This window comes from Enterobacter sp. MGH 37 (genome assembly GCF_000534515.1).
Classification (GTDB): domain Bacteria; phylum Pseudomonadota; class Gammaproteobacteria; order Enterobacterales; family Enterobacteriaceae; genus Enterobacter; species Enterobacter kobei.
Genome location: NZ_KI973205.1, coordinates 332,080 through 352,092, shown reverse-complemented (window position 1 = coordinate 352,092; position 20,013 = coordinate 332,080). Strand labels below are relative to the sequence as shown.

At 52.8% G+C, this 20,013-nt stretch carries 24 protein-coding genes; 19 read left to right on the top strand and 5 right to left on the bottom strand.

The window, feature by feature from the left end:
- Positions 1 to 9: 9 nt before the first annotated feature.
- From lptE to lipA, 13 genes are all read left to right on the top strand, one after another.
- Complete coding sequence (lptE, locus tag L383_RS21970) at positions 10 to 579, top strand: LPS assembly lipoprotein LptE (protein WP_014882997.1); 570 nt, start codon at positions 10 to 12, stop codon at positions 577 to 579.
- Positions 579 to 1,610: a DNA polymerase III subunit delta gene (gene holA, locus L383_RS21975; protein ID WP_023332393.1), complete on the top strand. Its 1,032-nt coding sequence runs from the start codon at positions 579 to 581 to the stop codon at positions 1,608 to 1,610. The genes lptE and holA overlap by 1 nt, the downstream gene beginning before the upstream one ends.
- Entirely contained in the window at positions 1,603 to 2,268 is a 666-nt protein-coding gene (nadD, locus tag L383_RS21980) for a nicotinate-nucleotide adenylyltransferase (protein WP_032628767.1), read from the top strand. The genes holA and nadD overlap by 8 nt, the downstream gene beginning before the upstream one ends.
- A gap of 268 nt (positions 2,269 to 2,536) precedes the next feature.
- Entirely contained in the window at positions 2,537 to 2,854 is a 318-nt protein-coding gene (gene rsfS, locus L383_RS21985; protein ID WP_003858696.1) for a ribosome silencing factor, read from the top strand.
- A 3-nt stretch (positions 2,855 to 2,857) separates the two neighbouring features.
- Positions 2,858 to 3,325: a 23S rRNA (pseudouridine(1915)-N(3))-methyltransferase RlmH gene (rlmH, locus tag L383_RS21990; protein ID WP_023332391.1), complete on the top strand. Its 468-nt coding sequence runs from the start codon at positions 2,858 to 2,860 to the stop codon at positions 3,323 to 3,325.
- 28 nt (positions 3,326 to 3,353) lie between these two features.
- A complete protein-coding gene (mrdA, locus tag L383_RS21995) occupies positions 3,354 to 5,255 on the top strand; it encodes a peptidoglycan DD-transpeptidase MrdA (RefSeq protein ID WP_014882994.1) in 1,902 nt (633 codons plus the stop codon).
- A gap of 2 nt (positions 5,256 to 5,257) precedes the next feature.
- Positions 5,258 to 6,370, top strand: a complete 1,113-nt coding sequence (gene mrdB, locus L383_RS22000; protein WP_014882993.1) for a peptidoglycan glycosyltransferase MrdB — start codon at positions 5,258 to 5,260, stop codon at positions 6,368 to 6,370.
- A 16-nt stretch (positions 6,371 to 6,386) separates the two neighbouring features.
- Positions 6,387 to 7,493 carry an endolytic peptidoglycan transglycosylase RlpA gene (gene rlpA, locus L383_RS22005; RefSeq protein ID WP_023332390.1) on the top strand — a complete coding sequence of 369 codons (1,107 nt, stop codon included), beginning with the start codon at positions 6,387 to 6,389 and terminating at the stop codon, positions 7,491 to 7,493.
- A 139-nt stretch (positions 7,494 to 7,632) separates the two neighbouring features.
- Entirely contained in the window at positions 7,633 to 8,844 is a 1,212-nt protein-coding gene (gene dacA / locus L383_RS22010) for a D-alanyl-D-alanine carboxypeptidase DacA (protein WP_014882991.1), read from the top strand.
- Positions 8,845 to 8,949: 105 nt separating this feature from the next.
- Positions 8,950 to 9,213, top strand: a complete 264-nt coding sequence (gene ybeD, locus L383_RS22015; RefSeq protein ID WP_003858718.1) for a DUF493 family protein YbeD — start codon at positions 8,950 to 8,952, stop codon at positions 9,211 to 9,213.
- Positions 9,214 to 9,308: 95 nt separating this feature from the next.
- A complete protein-coding gene (gene lipB, locus L383_RS22020; RefSeq protein WP_014882990.1) occupies positions 9,309 to 9,950 on the top strand; it encodes a lipoyl(octanoyl) transferase LipB in 642 nt (213 codons plus the stop codon).
- A gap of 291 nt (positions 9,951 to 10,241) precedes the next feature.
- Positions 10,242 to 11,195 carry a YbeF family transcriptional regulator gene (locus L383_RS22025; RefSeq protein WP_014882989.1) on the top strand — a complete coding sequence of 318 codons (954 nt, stop codon included), beginning with the start codon at positions 10,242 to 10,244 and terminating at the stop codon, positions 11,193 to 11,195.
- 207 nt (positions 11,196 to 11,402) lie between these two features.
- Positions 11,403 to 12,368, top strand: coding sequence for a lipoyl synthase (gene lipA / locus L383_RS22030; RefSeq protein ID WP_008501032.1), 966 nt, complete (start codon positions 11,403 to 11,405; stop codon positions 12,366 to 12,368).
- Between the two features lie 81 nt (positions 12,369 to 12,449).
- On the opposite strand, the gene tatE is transcribed toward lipA, so the two are convergent.
- Positions 12,450 to 12,650 carry a twin-arginine translocase subunit TatE gene (tatE, locus tag L383_RS22035; protein WP_014882988.1) on the bottom strand — a complete coding sequence of 67 codons (201 nt, stop codon included), beginning with the start codon at positions 12,648 to 12,650 and terminating at the stop codon, positions 12,450 to 12,452.
- 125 nt (positions 12,651 to 12,775) lie between these two features.
- On the bottom strand, positions 12,776 to 13,564 hold the full coding sequence (locus tag L383_RS22040) for a deaminated glutathione amidase (protein WP_023332389.1): 789 nt from the start codon (positions 13,562 to 13,564) through the stop codon (positions 12,776 to 12,778).
- A gap of 67 nt (positions 13,565 to 13,631) precedes the next feature.
- On the opposite strand from L383_RS22040, the gene crcB reads away from it, so the two are divergent.
- A complete protein-coding gene (gene crcB, locus L383_RS22045; protein WP_014882986.1) occupies positions 13,632 to 14,015 on the top strand; it encodes a fluoride efflux transporter CrcB in 384 nt (127 codons plus the stop codon).
- 219 nt (positions 14,016 to 14,234) lie between these two features.
- Here the strand turns inward: crcB and cspE are convergent, their stop codons facing one another.
- A complete protein-coding gene (gene cspE / locus L383_RS22050) occupies positions 14,235 to 14,444 on the bottom strand; it encodes a transcription antiterminator/RNA stability regulator CspE (RefSeq protein ID WP_002439184.1) in 210 nt (69 codons plus the stop codon).
- Between the two features lie 190 nt (positions 14,445 to 14,634).
- On the bottom strand, positions 14,635 to 15,210 hold the full coding sequence (pagP, locus tag L383_RS22055; RefSeq protein ID WP_014882985.1) for a lipid IV(A) palmitoyltransferase PagP: 576 nt from the start codon (positions 15,208 to 15,210) through the stop codon (positions 14,635 to 14,637).
- Positions 15,211 to 15,642: 432 nt separating this feature from the next.
- On the opposite strand from pagP, the gene dcuC reads away from it, so the two are divergent.
- Both dcuC and rna read left to right on the top strand, forming a co-directional pair.
- Positions 15,643 to 17,010 (top strand): anaerobic C4-dicarboxylate transporter DcuC, encoded by a 1,368-nt coding sequence (gene dcuC / locus L383_RS22060; protein WP_023332386.1) that lies wholly within the window; start codon positions 15,643 to 15,645, stop codon positions 17,008 to 17,010.
- 94 nt (positions 17,011 to 17,104) lie between these two features.
- Positions 17,105 to 17,914, top strand: coding sequence for a ribonuclease I (rna, locus tag L383_RS22065; RefSeq protein WP_023332385.1), 810 nt, complete (start codon positions 17,105 to 17,107; stop codon positions 17,912 to 17,914).
- Here rna and L383_RS22070 read toward each other — a convergent pair.
- Entirely contained in the window at positions 17,908 to 18,525 is a 618-nt protein-coding gene (locus L383_RS22070) for a flavin reductase family protein (RefSeq protein WP_023332384.1), read from the bottom strand. The two genes, rna and L383_RS22070, sit on opposite strands and share 7 nt — an antisense overlap.
- A gap of 269 nt (positions 18,526 to 18,794) precedes the next feature.
- Here L383_RS22070 and rnk point away from each other — a divergent pair, with 269 nt between their 5' ends.
- The 3 genes from rnk to uspG all read left to right on the top strand — a co-directional run bounded on the left by rnk (position 18,795) and on the right by uspG (position 20,012).
- Complete coding sequence (rnk, locus tag L383_RS22075; RefSeq protein WP_014882981.1) at positions 18,795 to 19,205, top strand: nucleoside diphosphate kinase regulator; 411 nt, start codon at positions 18,795 to 18,797, stop codon at positions 19,203 to 19,205.
- A 139-nt stretch (positions 19,206 to 19,344) separates the two neighbouring features.
- The gene (gene yldA / locus L383_RS26510) at positions 19,345 to 19,434 is read left to right on the top strand and encodes a small membrane protein YldA (RefSeq protein ID WP_350028918.1); all 90 of its coding nucleotides are present in this window, start codon (positions 19,345 to 19,347) and stop codon (positions 19,432 to 19,434) included.
- 149 nt (positions 19,435 to 19,583) lie between these two features.
- Complete coding sequence (uspG, locus tag L383_RS22080; RefSeq protein ID WP_014882980.1) at positions 19,584 to 20,012, top strand: universal stress protein UspG; 429 nt, start codon at positions 19,584 to 19,586, stop codon at positions 20,010 to 20,012.
- Position 20,013: the final 1 nt, after the last annotated feature.

Here is a 20,013-nt window from a genome sequence, read left to right as displayed (position 1 = left end):
GGAGGAAACGTGCGACAACTGGCAACAATACTCTTATCACTGGCGGTGCTTGTCACCGCTGGCTGTGGCTGGCACCTGCGCAATACCACGGCAGTGCCTGCTGAGATGAAAACGATGATTTTCGACTCATCAGATCCGAATGGCCCATTCAGCCGGGCAGTTCGTAACCAGCTGCGCCTGAACGGTGTTGAACTCATTGAGAAAGACACGCTGCGCCAGGATGTACCGTCTCTCCGCGTTCTGGGGACGACCCTGAGCAAAGATACAGCGTCTATCTTCCAGGATGGCCGTACCGCAGAGTATCAGATGGTAATGACTGTTAACGCAGCCGTGCTGATCCCGGGTAAAGACATCTATCCGATCAGCACAAAAGTGTACCGTTCGTTCTTTGATAACCCGCAAACGGCGCTGGCGAAAGATGCCGAACAGCAGATTATCATCAACGAAATGTACGACAAGGCAGCGGAACAGCTGATCCGTAAACTGCCAGGTATTGCCGCGTCGACAAAAGAAGGCTCTGACATTATTGAAAAACCGGATGCCAGTACGCCCCCGGTTTCTACCTCTATGGGTAACTGATGATCAGGCTGTATCCTGAACAACTCCGCGCGCAGCTCAATGAAGGGCTGCGCGCGGCGTATCTGCTGCTTGGAAACGATCCCTTACTGCTGCAGGAAAGCCTGGATGCCGTGCGACATACTGCAGGTGCTCAGGGCTTTGATGAACACCATACCGTCCAGGTGGATAACAATACCGACTGGGACGCCCTCTTCTCACTCTGTCAGGCGATGAGCCTTTTCGCGTCGCGTCAGACAATTCAGATCCTGCTGCCGGAAAACGGCCCTAACGCGGCCATCAATGAGCAGCTTGCCACTCTGGTGAGCCTGCTACACAGCGATCTGCTGTTAATTGTCCGCGGCAATAAGCTCACCAAAGCGCAGGAAAATGCCGCGTGGTTCACTCAACTGGCGACCCACGCGGTGCTGGTTACCTGTCAGACACCTGAGCAGGCGCATCTGCCAAAATGGGTGGCCGCAAGAGCAAAGCAGAACAACCTTCAGCTGGATGATGCGGCAAATCAACTGCTCTGCTACTGCTATGAGGGTAACCTCCTGGCGCTGGCACAGGCGCTGGACAGACTCTCCCTGCTCTGGCCGGATGGCAAACTGACACTCCCCCGCGTCGAGCAGGCCGTTAATGACGCCGCGCACTTCACCCCATTCCACTGGGTGGATGCATTGCTGGCCGCGAAAAGTAAACGCGCCCTGCATATCCTTCAGCAGCTGCGCCTGGAAGGCAGCGAGCCCGTTATTCTGCTGCGTACGCTGCAGCGTGAACTGTTGCTGCTGATTACGCTCAAGCGACAGTCTGCCCATACGCCGCTGCGCGCGCTGTTTGATAAACACCGGGTATGGCAAAATCGCCGCGCAATGACCACCGAGGCCGTCAACCGCCTGAGCCATGAACAGCTTCGTCAGGCTGTCCAGCTTCTGATGCGCGCTGAGCTCACCTTAAAACAAGATTACGGCCAGTCGGTCTGGGCGGAGCTGGAAAGCCTTTCCCTGCTGCTCTGCCACAAGGCGCTGGCTGACGTATTTATTGATGGATAGTATGCACTCTTTACAGGCCCTGTATGGCGGCACCTTTGACCCGGTACACTACGGGCATCTTAAGCCGGTGGAAATTCTGGCGAATTTGATCGGCCTGCAGCGCGTCACCATTATGCCCAATAACGTTCCGCCGCACCGCCCTCAGCCTGAGGCAACCAGCGAGCAGCGAAAAGAGATGCTAACGCTTGCCATTGCGGATAAACCGCTTTTCAGGCTTGATGAACGGGAATTGCGTCGCGACACCCCCTCGTGGACGTCGCAAACGCTGCAGGAGTGGCGAACCGAGCAAGGGCCTGACCAGCCGCTGGCGTTTATCATTGGTCAGGATTCTCTGCTCAACTTTCCCACGTGGCACAAGTATGAAACCATTCTGGAGAACAGCCACCTGCTCGTTTGCCGCCGCCCAGGCTATCCGCTGACCATGCGTGAAGAGCAGTATCAGCAATGGCTTGAAGACCATCTTACCGATAACGTAGAGGATCTTCACAACCAGCCCGCCGGGAAGATTTATCTGGCGGAAACCCCGTGGTTCGATATCTCCGCCACCCTTATTCGTGAGCGTTTACAACACGGTTTAACGTGTGACGATCTGCTGCCTGCCCCGGTGCTGGCGTATATTCATACGTACGGGTTGTATCAGAAAAGCGCAGATGTTTAGTCAGGCGTCATAAAAAGCGGCTTATTGATTCTCCTGCCTTGACAGGTTAAGCCATACTGTTATCCTCCGCTGCCAGACTTTCCCGCCAGTCATTGCTTTACAGAAATTGTTTTACAAAAATGGCGATGCAATCTCTGGCGGAGGGTGGGATGATACCCGCCTTCAAAATCCCGGCCGGTGACATTTGTCCCGACAAGGGCGACAGTTCAGGTATACTGTCTGGCTACAAATTCATAGTTGCACCATCTTATTCACCCAGGGGGAAAACTTGCAGGGTAAAGCACTCCAGGATTTTGTTATCGACAAAATTGATGACCTGAAAGGTCAGGACATCATCGCTATCGACGTTAAGGGTAAATCCAGTATCACCGACTGCATGATTATCTGCACCGGGACGTCTACGCGTCATGTTGTTTCGATTGCCGACCATGTGGTTCAGGAATCGCGTGCAGCAGGACTGTTACCGCTTGGCGTTGAAGGTGAAGCGACCGCTGACTGGGTGGTGGTTGACCTCGGCGATGTGATTGTCCATGTCATGCAGGAAGAGAGCCGTCGCCTGTATGAGCTGGAAAAACTCTGGGGTTAATGCGTGAAGTTGCAGCTGGTCGCCGTCGGCACCAAAATGCCGGACTGGGTACAAACCGGTTTTACTGAATATCTGCGTCGTTTTCCAAAAGACATGCCGTTCGAACTGGTGGAGATCCCTGCCGGGAAGCGCGGTAAGAACGCGGATATTAAACGTATTCTCGATAAAGAGGGCGAACAGATGCTGGCTGCCGCTGGCAAGAACCGCATCGTCACCCTCGATATTCCGGGTAAACCCTGGGATACGCCGCAGCTGGCGCACGAACTGGAGCGCTGGAAGCAGGATGGCCGTGACGTTAGTCTGCTGATTGGCGGACCTGAAGGGTTGTCCCCTGCCTGCAAAGCGGCAGCAGAACAAAGTTGGTCTCTCTCCGCGCTGACGCTGCCCCACCCGCTCGTTCGGGTCCTGGTGGCAGAAAGTCTGTATCGCGCGTGGAGCATTACTACCAACCACCCCTATCACCGCGAGTAATGACTGACCAGGGTAGATTAAGCAGCGGATGAAACTACAGAATTCTTTTCGCGACTATACGGCTGAGTCCGCGCTGTTTGTGCGCAGGGCACTGGTCGCCTTTACGGGGATTTTGCTGCTTACCGGCGTGCTGATCGCCAACCTTTATAATCTGCAAATCGTCCGCTTTACCGATTACCAGACGCGTTCAAACGAAAACCGCATCAAGCTGGTGCCTATCGCGCCCAGCCGCGGCATTATCTACGACCGTAACGGCACTCCTCTGGCGCTAAACCGCACCATCTATCAAATCGAGATGATGCCGGAAAAGGTCGATAATGTTCAGGACACGCTGGAGGCGCTAAGAAGCGTTGTCGATCTCAACGATGACGATATCGCAGCCTTCAAAAAAGAGCGCGCCCGTTCCCACCGCTTTACCTCCATTCCGGTGAAAACCAATCTGACGGAAGTTCAGGTGGCCCGTTTTGCGGTGAACCAGTACCGCTTCCCCGGCGTGGAAGTGAAGGGTTACAAACGTCGCTACTATCCTTACGGCTCCGCGCTGACGCACGTTATTGGCTACGTTTCCAAGATTAACGACAAAGACGTTGACCGCCTTGATAAAGACGGCAAGCTGGCGAACTATGCCGCGACGCACGATATCGGCAAGCTCGGGATCGAACGCTACTACGAAGATGTCCTGCATGGGCAGACCGGCTATGAAGAGGTTGAGGTTAACAACCGTGGCCGCGTCATTCGACAGCTGAAAGAAGTTCCGCCTCAGGCGGGGCATGACGTCTATCTGACGCTCGACCTCAAACTGCAGCAGTATATTGAAACCCTGCTGGCGGGCAGTCGCGCCGCCGTCGTGGTCACCGATCCGCGTACCGGGGGAATTCTGGCTATGGTGTCCATGCCTAGCTATGACCCGAATCTCTTTGTTGACGGCATCTCCAGTAAAGACTATTCCGGCCTGCTGAATGATCCCAATACGCCGCTGGTCAACCGCGCCACGCAAGGCGTTTACCCGCCGGCATCTACGGTAAAACCGTATGTGGCGGTCTCGGCGCTGAGTGCGGGTGTCATCAACCGTAATACCAGCCTGTTTGACCCGGGCTGGTGGCAGCTACCCGGGTCTGAAAAACGCTATCGCGACTGGAAAAAATGGGGCCACGGCCATCTGAACGTGACCAAATCTCTGGAAGAGTCAGCGGATACCTTCTTCTATCAGGTCGCCTATGACATGGGGATTGACCGCCTGTCAGAATGGATGAGCAAGTTCGGCTACGGGCACTACACCGGCGTCGACCTTTCAGAGGAGCGATCCGGCAACATGCCGACGCGCGAGTGGAAGCTGAAGCGCTTTAAGAAGCCGTGGTATCAGGGTGATACCATTCCGGTGGGTATCGGCCAGGGCTACTGGACCGCAACGCCGATTCAGATGAACAAAGCGATGATGATCCTCATTAACGATGGCGTGGTCAAAGTCCCGCATCTGCTGCAAAGCACCGTTGAAGACGGCAAAAAGGTGCCGTGGGTACAGCCCCATGAAGCGCCCGTGGGTGACATTCATTCCGGCTTCTGGGAAATCGCGAAAGACGGTATGTACGGCGTAGCAAACCGTCCGAACGGTACCGCGCACAAATATTTCGCCGGAACGCCGTATAAAGTGGCTGCAAAATCCGGTACGGCGCAGGTCTTTGGCCTGAAAGCCAACGAAACCTACAACGCACACCGCATTGCTGAACGTCTGCGTGACCATAAGCTCATGACGGCATTTGCCCCTTACGATAACCCGCAGGTGGCAGTGGCGATGATTCTGGAAAACGGCGGCGCTGGCCCGGCGGTAGGGACCATCATGCGCCAAATCCTCGACCACATTATGCTGGGTGATAACAACACCGAACTGCCGGCTGAAAACCCGGCCGCCGCTGCGGCGGAGGACCAATAATCATGACGGATAATCCAAACAAAAAATCGTTGTGGGATAAAATCCACATCGACCCAGCCATGCTGCTGATCCTGCTGGCTCTGCTGGTTTACAGCGCCCTGGTTATCTGGAGCGCCAGTGGTCAGGACATCGGTATGATGGAACGCAAAATCGGCCAGATCGCGATGGGTCTGGTCATCATGGTGGTGATGGCGCAGATCCCACCGCGCGTCTATGAAGGCTGGGCGCCCTATCTCTATATCTTCTGTATTATTTTGCTGGTGGCAGTAGACGCGTTCGGCGCCATCTCAAAAGGGGCTCAGCGCTGGCTGGATCTGGGCGTTGTTCGTTTCCAGCCCTCGGAGATTGCCAAAATTGCCGTCCCCCTGATGGTGGCGCGCTTTATCAACCGTGATGTCTGTCCGCCGTCGCTGAAAAACACCGCGATCGCGCTGGTGCTGATCTTCCTGCCGACGCTGCTGGTTGCTGCGCAGCCTGACCTCGGCACCTCGATCCTTATCGCGCTCTCCGGTCTGTTTGTCCTTTTCCTGTCGGGCTTAAGCTGGCGTCTGATTGGTATCGCTGTGGTGCTGATTGCGGCGTTTATCCCTATCCTCTGGTTCTTCCTGATGCATGATTACCAGCGCCAGCGCGTTATGATGCTTCTCGACCCGGAAACTGACCCGCTCGGTGCGGGCTATCATATTATTCAGTCCAAGATTGCGATTGGCTCCGGCGGCCTGCGCGGTAAAGGCTGGTTGCACGGTACCCAGTCGCAGCTGGAATTTTTACCGGAACGTCACACCGACTTTATCTTTGCGGTACTGGCTGAAGAGCTGGGGCTGGTTGGTATCCTGATTTTGCTCGCGCTCTACGTGCTGCTGATCATGCGAGGATTGTGGATTGCCGCCCGGGCGCAAACCACCTTCGGCCGCGTCATGGCAGGCGGATTGATGCTGATTTTATTCGTTTATGTCTTCGTAAATATTGGTATGGTGAGTGGTATTCTGCCGGTAGTAGGCGTACCGCTGCCGCTGGTCAGTTACGGAGGCTCGGCACTGATCGTGTTGATGGCCGGGTTTGGGATCGTGATGTCGATCCATACCCACAGAAAAATGTTGTCAAAAAGCGTTTAAAAATAAGGGGATCGGAATGCGTAAGCAGTGGCTGGGGATCTGCATCGCGGCAAGTTTACTTGCGGCCTGCACAAGTGATGATGGTCAGCAACAGGCAACCGTCGCGCCGCCGCAGCCTGCGGTGTGTAATGGTCCGATCGTTGAAATCAGTGGGGCCGATCCCGTTTATGAACCGCTGAATGCCAGCGCGAATCAGGATTACGAGCGCGACGGCAAAAGCTACAAAATCGTGCAGGACCCTTCCCGCTTCAGCCAGGCGGGCTTTGCTGCCATTTATGATGCAGAACCGGGCAGTAACCTCACGGCATCCGGTGAAACATTTGACCCCATGCAGCTCACTGCCGCGCACCCAACGCTGCCGATTCCAAGCTACGCGCGTATCACTAACCTGGCTAATGGTCGCATGATCGTCGTGCGTATTAATGACCGTGGTCCGTATGGTAATGACCGGGTGATTTCTCTGTCCCGCGCGTCTGCCGATCGCCTGAATACGTCGAACAACACCAAAGTTCGCATTGACCCGATTATCGTGGCGCAGGATGGCTCGATGTCCGGGCCGGGTACCGCCTGTACGACGGTGGCGAAGCAGACCTATGCCCTGCCAGACCGCCCAAATCTTGACGGCGGAATGGGTAGCGTCTCTTCTCCGGCTGAGCCTTCTCAGCCGGCGGGAGAAATACGTCCAATCAGCAATGATACGCTGCAAAGCGATGATTCCACTGGCGCACCGGTAAAGAGTAGCGGCTTTTTAGGCGCACCGACGACCTTAGCGACGGGCGTGCTGGAAGGCAGTGAGCCGACGCCAGCCCCGGTTGCGCCTCCGGTGACGCAGCCAGCGCCGGTAACAGCGCCAGCGACCACGCAAAGCGCGGCAGCCGCTGCGCCAGCAGCAGCCAGCGGCGGCTTTGTCGTTCAGGTGGGGGCAGTGAGCGATCAGGCCCGAGCCCAACAGTATCAACAGCGTCTAAGCCAGCAGTTTGGCGTACCTGGACGCGTTGAGCAGAACGGCGCGGTCTGGCGTATTCAGATGGGGCCTTTTGCCAGTAAATCGCAGGCAGCGTCTCTGCAACAGCGTTTGCAGAGCGAAGCACAACTGCAGTCCTTCGTCACTGTTGCAAAATAATTAATCGGCGGTATCCGAAATGTCAGTTTGTGTAAAACGCATTCACAAACTCATGCTTAAAGTCGGATGCCTGCCTGAATAGCATTTGCTATAGTAAGGCACTTTTTTTAATTCCATCACGGATGTCGTAGTTCTGACCATGAAGACCACTTTTTCTGCTCGTTTTGTGCAGCGCATGGCGCTGACCACGGCCCTTTGCGCAGCAGCACTCTCTGCTGCTCATGCCGATGACCTGAATATCAAGACCATGATCCCTGGCGTTCCGCAAATCGACGCGGAATCCTACATCCTGATCGATTACAACTCTGGCAAAGTTCTGGCAGAACAGAACGCCGATGCCCGCCGTGACCCGGCCAGCCTGACCAAAATGATGACCAGCTATGTTATCGGCCAGGCCATGAAAGCCGGTAAATTCAAAGAAACGGATCTGGTCACCATTGGTAACGATGCGTGGGCAACCGGGAACCCTGTGTTCAAAGGTTCTTCTCTGATGTTCCTGAAGCCCGGTATGCAGGTTCCGGTTTCCCAGTTAATCCGGGGTATTAACCTGCAGTCAGGTAACGATGCCTGCGTAGCAATGGCTGATTTCGCCGCCGGTAGCCAGGATGCCTTCGTCGGCCTGATGAACAGCTACGTCACCGCGCTGGGTCTGAAAAACAGCCATTTCCAGACCGTACACGGCCTGGATGCAGACGGTCAGTACAGCTCCGCACGTGATATGGCACTGATTGGTCAAGCCCTGATCCGCGACGTACCGAACGAATACTCCATCTATAAAGAGAAAGAGTTTACCTTCAACGGTATTCGCCAGACCAACCGTAACGGCCTGCTGTGGGATAACAGCCTGAACGTTGACGGTATCAAAACAGGTCATACCGATAAAGCCGGTTACAACCTGGTGGCCTCTGCCACTGAAGGCCAGATGCGTCTGATCTCTGCCGTGATGGGCGGTCGTACCTTTAAAGGTCGTGAAACCGAAAGCAAGAAACTGCTGACCTGGGGCTTCCGTTTCTTCGAAACCGTGAATCCGCTGAAAGCAGGCAAAGAGTTCGCGTCTGAGCCAGTGTGGTTCGGCGACAACGACCGTGCTTCCCTCGGCGTGGATAAAGATCTGTACCTGACCATTCCACGCGGTCGTATGAAGGATCTGAAGGCCAGCTACGTCCTGAACAGCACCGAACTGCATGCCCCGCTGCAGAAAAATCAGGTCGTGGGTACCATCAACTTCCAGCTGGATGGCAAGACTATCGATCAGCGTCCGCTGGTTGTTCTGCAGGAAATTCCTGAAGGCAATTTCTTCGGCAAAATCATTGATTACATTAAATTGATGTTCCATCACTGGTTTGGCTAAAAATCGAACACTTGAAAGTGTGATTTTGATCCCCATATACTAAGTATCCTGATAACTCCCACCTGACGTGGGAGTTATTCTTTTTGACGTTACGCCGGAGCTGACATGAAAACCAAACTTAACGAACTGCTTGAATTCCCTACCCCATTTACCTACAAAGTAATGGGTCTGGCGAAACCTGAGCTGGTTGATCAGGTGGTTGAAGTGGTACAGCGCCATGCGCCCGGTGATTACTCTCCGTCAGTAAAACCAAGCAGCAAGGGCAACTACCACTCGGTTTCTATTACTATCACCGCGACCCATATCGAACAGGTTGAGACGCTCTACGAAGAACTCGGCAATATCGAAATTGTGCGTATGGTGCTGTAGTCCCTTTGCGGTTACCCGGCTTACCGGGTAACCCCTCTCCCCCGCTGTGATATACTCCCCCTCATCATTGGTTCCTCGTCTTCGGAGACGCTGTTTTGTATCAGGATAAAATTCTGGTCCGTCATCTCGGGCTGCAACCTTATGAGCCTGTCTCCCAGGCTATGCATGACTTCACCGATTCACGCGATGACACGACCCCTGATGAAATTTGGCTGGTTGAACACTTGCCGGTATTTACCCAGGGTCAGGCCGGTAAAGCGGAACATTTATTAATGACGGGCGATATCCCGGTGATCCAGAGCGATCGGGGTGGACAAGTGACTTATCACGGCCCGGGCCAGCAGGTGATGTACGTCCTGCTTAATCTGAAGCGCAGAAAGCTTGGCGTGCGTGAGCTGGTGACGTTGCTGGAACAAACCGTCGTCAACACGCTGGCGGAATATGGTATTGACGCGCATCCGCGGGCTGATGCACCAGGCGTCTACGTTGGCGAAATGAAGATCTGCTCGCTGGGGCTACGTATTCGTAAAGGCTGTTCCTTCCATGGTCTGGCGTTGAATATTAATATGGATCTGACGCCTTTCCAGCGCATAAATCCCTGCGGCTACGCCGGTATGGAAATGACGCAGATGCGCCAGTGGGTAGATACCGCCACGCCAGATAATATACGCCCTGTTCTTCTGAAGAATGTGTTAGCGCTACTTAACAATCCACCGCATGAATATATCCCTGCTTAATATATCATACAGGGGAGCCCGTTAATTTGACGGGCAACTATTTATTTACCGCTTTTACGCTTTACAATAATCCGCAGATTCTATATTTTCGAAGCGCCCGAATATTGCCGTTACATATTATTTAGCCTCCGGACAGCACGGCATACACAGGCTAAGTAACGTGAGTGATAATCACACAACTGTTTGTTTTTGATAAACAAGTGAAACAAAACCAACACTTTACGAATCTCTACAAGCATAATAAATAAATTCAACTATCATTCATGTTGTGAATGTATACGGAGTGAAAGCGTGGAGTCTACTAATTTACCAGCCAAACGACTGAATGAACCCGGTGGCGAAGACAAGCCACAAATTTTTCGGACTTTACGTAATATTGATCTCAATTTACTGACTATTTTTGAGGCAGTATATGTCCATAAGGGTATCGTTAACGCTGCGAAAATTCTTAATCTCACGCCATCGGCAATAAGTCAGTCGATTCAAAAGCTACGCGCTATATTTCCTGACCCGTTATTTATCCGTAAAGGCCAGGGCGTCACGCCGACGGCCTATGCGACCCACCTCCACGAATACATCAGCCAGGGGCTGGAGTCGATTCTGGGTGCGCTGGATTTAACCGGGAGCTATGACAAACAAAGAACGATCACCATCGGCTGCTCTCCTTCAGTGGGCGTGCTGGTCATGCCCGCCATCTACCAGGCCGTGAAAGAGCATGCTCCCCAGCTTCTGTTGCGCAATGTGCCACTCAACGAACCTGACGTTCAGCTTGCCCAGTTCCAGACGGATCTGGTTATTGAGAGCGGCAGCTTCAGCGCCAGAGCGCTGGGGCAAAACGTGCTTTATGCCGATAATCTGGTTTTGGTTTGCCGCCAGCAGCATCCCGCGCTCAGCGAGCCGTTAACCATTGAGAACCTGCGCAATTACGACCACTCGTCTTTCATGACCGAAGGGCAGTCCAACCATGGTCTGCGCCAGCGCATTGATGAAATTTTCCCGGAACGTCAGATCAGTTTCAGCAGTTACAATATGTTTACCACCGCCTCCCTGATTGGCAGCAGCGATATGCTGTGCATCATGCCTTCACGCCTGTATCACCTGCTGCGGAAATGCTGGTCGCTGGAGAGTATTCCGCTCAGCCAGCTCAATGCGGAATCTATCGAGATTTCACTGCATTACAACAAACTCAGTTTGCGCGATCCGGTACTGGAAAACGTCATCCGCATTATCCGTCAGGCCTTCTGACAGCGAGTGTCAGCACAAGCCCCTGCCACAAGCAGGGCGAAAGGCACAAAACAACAACTATTTTACAAATTGGCGACGTGGCAGGCTGCTTTCATGGCCGTTTCAATGATATACTGCCTGTCGTTCGTTCAAAAATAGTTGATAAATACAACATTCCCTTGAATTGAAACGCTTTCCTTCGATATTCGCAACTGGAACACGCACGCTATGAGTAAACCCATTGTGATGGAACGCGGTGTTAAATACCGCGATGCCGATAAAATGGCCCTTATCCCGGTTAAAAACGTGGCTACCGAGCGCGAGGCGCTGTTAAGAAAACCGGAATGGATGAAAATCAAACTTCCGGCTGACTCTTCGCGTATCCAGGGGATCAAAGCGGCGATGCGCAAGAATGGCCTTCACTCCGTCTGTGAAGAAGCGTCTTGCCCTAACCTTGCTGAATGTTTCAATCACGGCACCGCGACGTTTATGATTCTGGGTGCCATCTGTACCCGCCGCTGCCCATTCTGTGACGTTGCTCATGGCCGCCCGGTCGCGCCCGATGCTAACGAGCCGCAAAAACTGGCGCAAACCATCGCTGACATGGCGCTGCGTTATGTGGTCATCACATCCGTTGACCGTGACGATCTGCGCGATGGTGGAGCTCAGCACTTCGCTGACTGCATTACTGCTATTCGCGAGAAAAGCCCGAACATTAAAATCGAGACGCTGGTTCCTGACTTCCGCGGCCGTATGGACCGTGCGCTGGACATCCTGACCGCAACGCCGCCAGATGTGTTTAACCACAACCTGGAGAACGTGCCGCGTCTTTATCGTCAGGTACGACCGGGTGCGGATTACAACTGGTCTCTGAAGCTGCTGGAGCGCTTTAAAGAAGCCCATCCGCATATCCCTACCAAGTCAGGTCTGATGGTCGGTCTGGGTGAAACTAATGACGAAATCATCGAAGTGATGCGCGATCTGCGCCGCCACGGTGTGACCATGCTGACGCTGGGCCAGTATCTGCAGCCAAGCCGTCACCATCTGCCGGTACAGCGCTACGTCAGCCCGGATGAGTTTGATGAGATGAAAGCCGAAGCGCTGGCGATGGGCTTTACCCACGCAGCATGCGGTCCGTTTGTTCGCTCTTCTTACCATGCTGACATGCAGGCAAAAGGTGAAGAAGTCAAATAGTGCTGTAATATCCATTTACAGTAATGCAAAAAAACCGGCCTGATGAGCCGGTTTTTTTTCGCAAGCCCTCAGGCATTGCTATTACTCTTTGTGAGAAAGCTTCTCTGCCGGGATGTCCTCAGCGCTTTTCTTCGCGGCGGCATCATCGTCGTTCATCGCTTTCTTAAAGCCTTTGATGGCAGCCCCCAGGTCACCACCCAGCGTGCGTAACTTCTTGGTACCAAACAGCAGGACGACCAGTGCGGCAACCACCAGCAGTTTGGTAATACTAATCTCACCCATAGATACCTTCTTTACATAAAACAGGCTGCATTCAGCGCCAAAACCTGACTGTATTAACGGTCATTTGGCGCGTGCACACAATAGCAATCTGTAACAAGGTGAATCAAGCATTGTTGAAAAAAACATCACATTAATTGCGGTGGCGCAAAGCGTCGGTTACGAAGAACAGGTAATTGCTGACGCGCAAGCGCAATTCTTTCTAAAAATATCTCCGTCATCAGCAGCACCGGCGCTTCCGCTGCTGCGACAACCGTGACTCCCAGTGGATCAACCACCCTGCTCTGCCCGATATTTTTATTGCCACACTCCCCGGAAGCAACGACATAGCAGGTCGTGTCCAGCGCGCGCGCCGCAAGCAGCGTTGCCCAATGCTGCTCTTTCAGCGGTCCCTTAACCCATGCAGCAGGCAATACCAGCACGTCTGCCCCTTGCAGGGCCAGATGCAATGCCATCTCAGGAAAACGCAGGTCGTAGCAAGTCATTAACCCAACCTTAAACCCGTCAATATCAATTAACGGCGCAACACGGTCTCCAGGGTCAACACGCCGTGACTCCTGAATGCTGAACGCATCATAGAGATGAAGCTTGGCATAGCGCGCGATAATCACGCCATCACGGATAGCCACCAGCGTATTTACGGCGCGCCCCGGCGCTGAAGGAACGTGCACTGTAAAGATGGACGTCATCGCGTTACCCACGCTCTCGGTGAGCAACGGCTGTAAAAAGTCGCCATCAAGCGGCTGCGCGGACTTCACGGACAGATCCGGGTCATTATCATCCCTTGCCAGCAGTGCTTCCGGGAGAACCAACAGCGACGCGCCCTTCTGCCGGGCCTGTGTCATCAGGTTCACGCATTGTAGTGCATTAACCTGCCAGTCAGGCGTGACTGCAAACTGCCCTACCGCCACATACATATTTGTCCCCTCATCATAAACAGCGTTAAACTCGCTACTCTTACACATCAAATAGCAGGTATTTAGCGTGTTACAACTCCTTTTGGCTGTTTTTATTGGTGGAGGCACAGGGAGCGTTGCGAGATGGTTCCTGAGTATGCGGTTTAACCCCCTGCACCAGGCGATTCCCATGGGGACACTGGCTGCCAACCTGATTGGTGCTTTTATCATTGGTATGGGGCTGGCCTGGTTTAACCGGATGACGCACATCGATCCCATGTGGAAGGTCCTGATTACCACCGGGTTCTGTGGCGGTTTAACGACTTTCTCAACCTTTTCTGCGGAAACGGTTTTTCTCTTTCAGGAAGGCCGTATCGGCTGGGCGCTGGTGAATATCGCGATCAACATGCTTGGATCCTTCGCGATGACGGGGATCGCATTTTGGCTATTTTCCTCAGTAAGCACGCATTAACCGTCGGGGCGTTAATGTTGGCTTAATTTTTCTCTGTCACTCTGGAGGCCATACTGAACGAGGGTGACAGAATGAAACAGAATCTGATGAGCGCAGGAATGGTGTTGTTGAGCGTACTGATCGTTGCCAGCTTCCTGAAAATGTACCTGCTTGGCTGATTCATAACGAAAAAAACCCGCTCAATGAGCGGGTTTTGAAATTCTTGCTGACGCGTCTGAATTACAGAGCGATTACGTTAGCAGCAGAAGGGCCTTTGGCACCGTTAGTGATTTCGAACTCTACGCGCTGACCTTCAGCCAGAGTTTTGAAACCATTAGACTGGATTGCAGAGAAGTGTACGAACACATCTTTGCTGCCATCTTCAGGAGTAATGAAACCGAATCCTTTGGACTCATTAAACCACTTAACGTTACCTTTAATCTTAGACATCAAAATTACCTTTACATTAAAAAACGACACAAATGCTGTGTCGGTTACCAGTACAACAATTGTGGGACCTTTTGTCCAGCGGATCTTTGACAAAAAGTGACTAAAGTCGCGTTAATTTTCACTGGCAGATTTTTATCGCTTAGGAATCAATGCCTGCGCGTTTTTTCACCAGCTGGTAACCTTTTTTCAGTCAAAACTGAAAACGCATCCAGGCGAAGTAAACGTTACCGTTGTTGTACGTCCCGGGGATGTAGGTCATCTGGAACGTTGCCGGGCCATAGCCAATCGAGGCCAAAGGCAGCAGCACGGGGATCGGAATGTAGTTCCAGTTATCACGCGCCGTCACTCCTGCGGTATAGCCTAACCCGACGTGGAAATTCTCGTCCGCCAGCGGGCGCCACGTTTTCTCCCAGCCGTAACCCCCAATCGGTTCCCATTTATTAAACGAGTCTTTAAAGGCCATCAGATAGATGCCGTGCCAGTTTCCTTTCTCATCCCAGCGTGACTGACCAAAACCAGCCCCCCACGGGCGCTCGTTGTATTTATCTGTTTTCTCTTTGTCATAAGCAAAGCGCGCATGCCACGTTATTGCCGGTACATAGAGATCATAATGTTCAGGTGCTGACCAGGTCTGCGAAACATTATCCGTAAAAGTAGAGAACCAGCCTTTATTCGTCGCGTTGTCTTCTGCCTGTGCAACAGATGAAAACGTTAACTGACCAAAAATAAACAATAAAAGAGAGAAAAAAGTATTACGTAAGCTCACAATGCAATTACCATTCTTAATATTCGAAGCAAAGTTTACCACACAATAGTTGAACCACGTCTTAACGGCATCAGCACTACTCCTAAATATCAGGCCTCTTTTCGGGAATATTCTTAAGGCAGCGTTCAGGCTGGCCAAAATAAACCCACAATATGTATGACTATAACATTTTTATCCATCCCGATTAACAGGCCGGAAAACACATATTTTTAACATTTTGTTATCATTAAAGAGACATGTTACGCTGTTTCTGGCGGTCAACTTCCTGATGACATAAATGCCTGGGCCATGGCAAAAACGCTGTGATACTGTTCTTTAGTCGTCTGTTTATTGATTTTAATCAGCAAGGGCAGGCCATTAATTCGGCACATTTTCATCCTTCTTATTTTATTAATTTTTTTCTACCTCAGGGCACAGGATACAGGGGAAATCATGCTTACGTTTATCGAACTCCTTATTGGGGTCGTCGTCATTGTCGGTGTAGCCCGCTACATCATTAAAGGGTACTCAGCCACGGGCGTTTTATTTGTTGGCGGCTTAACTCTCCTGATTGTCAGCGCATTAATGGGGCATCAGGTATTACCTGCCAGCGCAGCCAGCACGGGTTATACTGCCACGGATATTGTTGAATATATTAAAATACTGCTCATGAGCCGTGGCGGCGATCTCGGTATGATGATCATGATGCTGTGCGGTTTTGCCGCCTACATGACCCATATCGGCGCTAATGACATGGTGGTTAAGCTTGCCTCGAAACCCCTGCAGTATATTAACTCCCCGTATCTGTTAATGGTTGCCGCCTATTTCCTCGCTTGTCTGATGTCGCTGGCCGTTTCATCGGCCACCGGTCTTGGCGTACTGTTAATGGCCACGCTGTTCCCGGTGATGGTGAACGTGGGCATCAGCCGCGGTGCAGCGGCAGCCATTTGCGCATCACCGGCCGCCATTATTCTTTCCCCAACCTCTGGCGACGTTGTGCTGGCCGCCAAAGCAGCCGAGATGTCGCTGATCGACTTCGCCTTTAAGACCACGCTGCCGATCTCGATTGTCGCCATTGTGGGAATGGGGGTCGCGCATTTCTTCTGGCAGCGCTATCTCGATAAAAAAGAGAACATCAGCCATGAGATGATGGATGTAAGCGAAATCACCACCACCGCTCCAGCGTTCTACGCCATTCTGCCGTTCACACCGATTATCGGCGTGCTGATTTTTGACGGCAAATGGGGTCCACAACTGCACATTATTACTATTCTGGTCATCTGTATGCTGCTGGCTGCCTTGCTGGAATTCGTGCGCGGTTTCAACACGCAAAAAGTCTTCTCCGGCCTGGAAGTAGCGTATCGTGGAATGGCGGATGCCTTCGCGGGCGTGGTGATGCTGTTGGTTGCGGCAGGCTTGTTTGCCCAGGGTCTGAGCACGATTGGCTTTATCCAGAGCCTGATCTCCATCGCCACGTCGTTCGGCTCAGCCAGTATTATCCTGATGCTGGTGCTGGTCGTTCTGACCATGCTGGCGGCGATGACCACCGGTTCTGGTAACGCGCCGTTTTACGCTTTCGTTGAGATGATCCCTAAGCTGGCTCACTCCTCTGGCATCAACCCGGCTTACCTGTCTATTCCGATGCTTCAGGCCTCAAACCTGGGTCGCACCATCTCTCCTGTTTCAGGCGTGGTCGTTGCGGTTGCGGGTATGGCAAAAATCTCTCCGTTTGAGGTCGTCAAACGCACGTCAGTCCCGGTGCTGGTTGGCCTGATCATCGTCATTATTGCTACCGAAGTGCTGGTTCCCGGCGCTGCCTAAGTAAAATTCCTGATTTCCAAAAAGCGCCTGCTGGCGCTTTTTGTGCTTTAATAACTCCCAAAAATTAATCGAGCACAACCAATCAGGAAATCACATGTTCAGGAAGGATATCGTTATCTCGTCTGGCGCATTTGCGCTTGCACTCAGTGTCTTCTCCGCACAGGCAGAACCGCTCAACGCTACGCAATATGGCGATTTCGATCGCTATGTACTGGCGCTGTCCTGGCAAACCGGGTTTTGTCAAAGCATGGTTGAGCGTAACCGCAATGAACCGGATGAATGTCGTCTGCAAAAAGAGAGCGAAAATAAAGCCGATTTTCTGACCGTCCACGGGTTATGGCCTGGTCTGCCGAAATCGATAGCGGCACGAGGCGTGGATGAACGTCGATGGATGCGATTTGGTTGTGCCACGCGTCCCATCCCGAATATGCCGGAAGCAAAGGCCAGCCGCAAATGTGCTGCTGCCGAAACCGGGCTGTCGCTTTCCGGTGCGGCAAAACTTAACGAGGTGATGCCGGGCGCGGGCGGAAACTCCTGCCTGGAACGGTACGAATACGCCAAGCATGGCGTCTGTTTTGGTTTTGATCCCGATGCCTATTTCGGCACCATGGTGAGAATGAATCAGGAAATGAAAAACAGTGCCGTCGGTCAATTCCTCGCGGCTAACTACGGTAAAGCCGTCAGTCGTCGTGATTTTGACAACGCCATTGCCAAAAGCTGGGGCAAAGAAAACATCAAAGCCTTTAAGCTGACCTGCAATGGCAACCCGGCGTATCTCACTGAGATGCAGATTTCGCTGAAAGCAGACACCATTAACCAACCGCTTTCCGCAACGTCCTTTGCCCCGCAGCCACATCCTGGTAACTGCGGAAAACAATTTGTCATTGATAAAGCCGGTTACTGACCCACCACCGGGCGCACCATATCGAACCGGTGTTCATCACTGATCCCATAGTACGCCGTCGGCCCACCCGCTCGCAGGATGGGCTGCGCTTTCGCCGTCTGGTATATCCCCTCTTCCAGTAGCGTTTCCGCTATATGAATCCCCACCACTTCACCCAGCACCAGCCAGGTATCAACCGGGGTGCCATCGGCTCCGGTAAGCTGAATACACTGAGAAAGGCGGCACTCAAAATTGACCGGGCTTTCCGCCACTCGGGGAGCACTCACCAGTTGGCTTGCGGCGGGGGTTAATCCTGCAAAGGTAAATTCATCCCGATCGTGAGGAAGCGTAGCCGAGGTTTGATTCATGGCATGTGCGAGATCGCACGTCGCCAGATTCCAGACAAACTCCTTTGTCTCGTGAATATTTCGCACGCTGTCTTTCCAGCCGTTGCTGGAAAAGCCGATGATCGGCGGGCGATAGTTAAAACAGTTAAAGAAGCTATACGGCGCGAGATTCAACTGACCGGCCCGATCGCAAGAGGAGATCCAGCCAATCGGACGGGGACCAATAATGGCGTTCAGCGGGTCATGCGGCAGGCCGTGCCCCTGAGACGGTTGATAGAAATACATAGTGCTCTCTCGTTGATGGGGCAGACACGCATAATGCTTCGCGCAACACCCGGGTTCAGGATACTCAGCGTAACGCAATCCGCCTGGAATTAAGACTGAATAAATTTCAGCGAAAATTCATATGGGACATGAATGTGACCTTCATCACTTCAAACTTGAGCGTTCAGCCAGTATCATCGGGTAAGTTAAACCCTCGCTGCCAGACGGCGAGGGTTTTCTTTTGGATTGGTTTCTGCGTTAGACGCAGCATTAACGACATGGAGTAAAAAATGTCCAGACCCACCATTATCATCAATGAACTCGACGCAGAACGTATCGACCGATTGCTGGAAAAAGCCGAATTCGCCTCACTTCCGGTGGCCGATGCCCTGAATGAGGAACTTGACCGCGCGCAGATGTGCACACCTGAGTCAATGCCGCATGACGTGGTCACCATGAACAGCCGGGTAAAATTCCGCAACCTGACCACCGGTGAAGAGCTGACCCGCACGCTGGTTTACCCGGCTCAGATGACTGACAGCAGCGCGCAGCTTTCGGTTCTTGCCCCTGTCGGCGCCGCACTGCTGGGACTGCGCACAGGAGATACCATCCACTGGGATTTACCGGGCGGGGCCTCCACTCATCTGGAAGTGCTGGAGCTGCTCTACCAGCCAGAAGCTGCGGGCGATTACCTGCGTTAATCCCTTCTGAACAAGCGCCCACTCGCTTTGCACAGAGGATGCACCCGCATCCTCTTTCCGCAAATTCACCTGATTTTCCTATATCACCCTTATCCCCCTTAATACACGCTTAATCTGTTTTGGTGCCGTGGGGACGGTCATGGGTGAGATAGTGGTGATCACATTCATTTTTTTACTTTTTGTGGCTATCATCGTCTCGGCTGTGCTTTACCTTGAACGCCACTGGTGAACGCTCACGTCACCGCTCTGCCCCGCACGCTGCGCAATGATTTTTTTCGCGGCATCACGATCGTCATCAAAATTGACGGAGTGATTACAGAATCCATAACTATTTTGTGGTTGAATGATTTCAGCGTTTATAAACAAGGAGAAACGGGTATGTATCAGAGAATCATTATGCCGGTTGATGTTTTTGAAATGGAACTGAGTGACAAAGCAGTGCGTCACGCGGAATTTCTCGCACAGCAGGACGGTATTATTCACCTTTTACATGTCTTGCCGGGCTCCGCCAGCCTGAGTCTGCACCGCTTTGCCGCCGATGTGCGTCGCTTCGAAGAGCACTTACAGCACGAAGCCGAGACGCGCCTGCAAACCATGGTCGGGCATTTCAGCATCGACCCGTCGCGCATCAAAACCCACGTCCGGTTCGGTAGCGTACGCGATGCCGTCAATGAACTGGCCGCGGAGCTGAATGCAGACGTGGTGGTGATCGGTTCACGCAATCCTTCCATCACCACTCACCTGCTGGGGTCAAACGCCTCCAGCGTGATCCGCCATACCCACATTCCGGTGATGGTGGTCCGTTAAC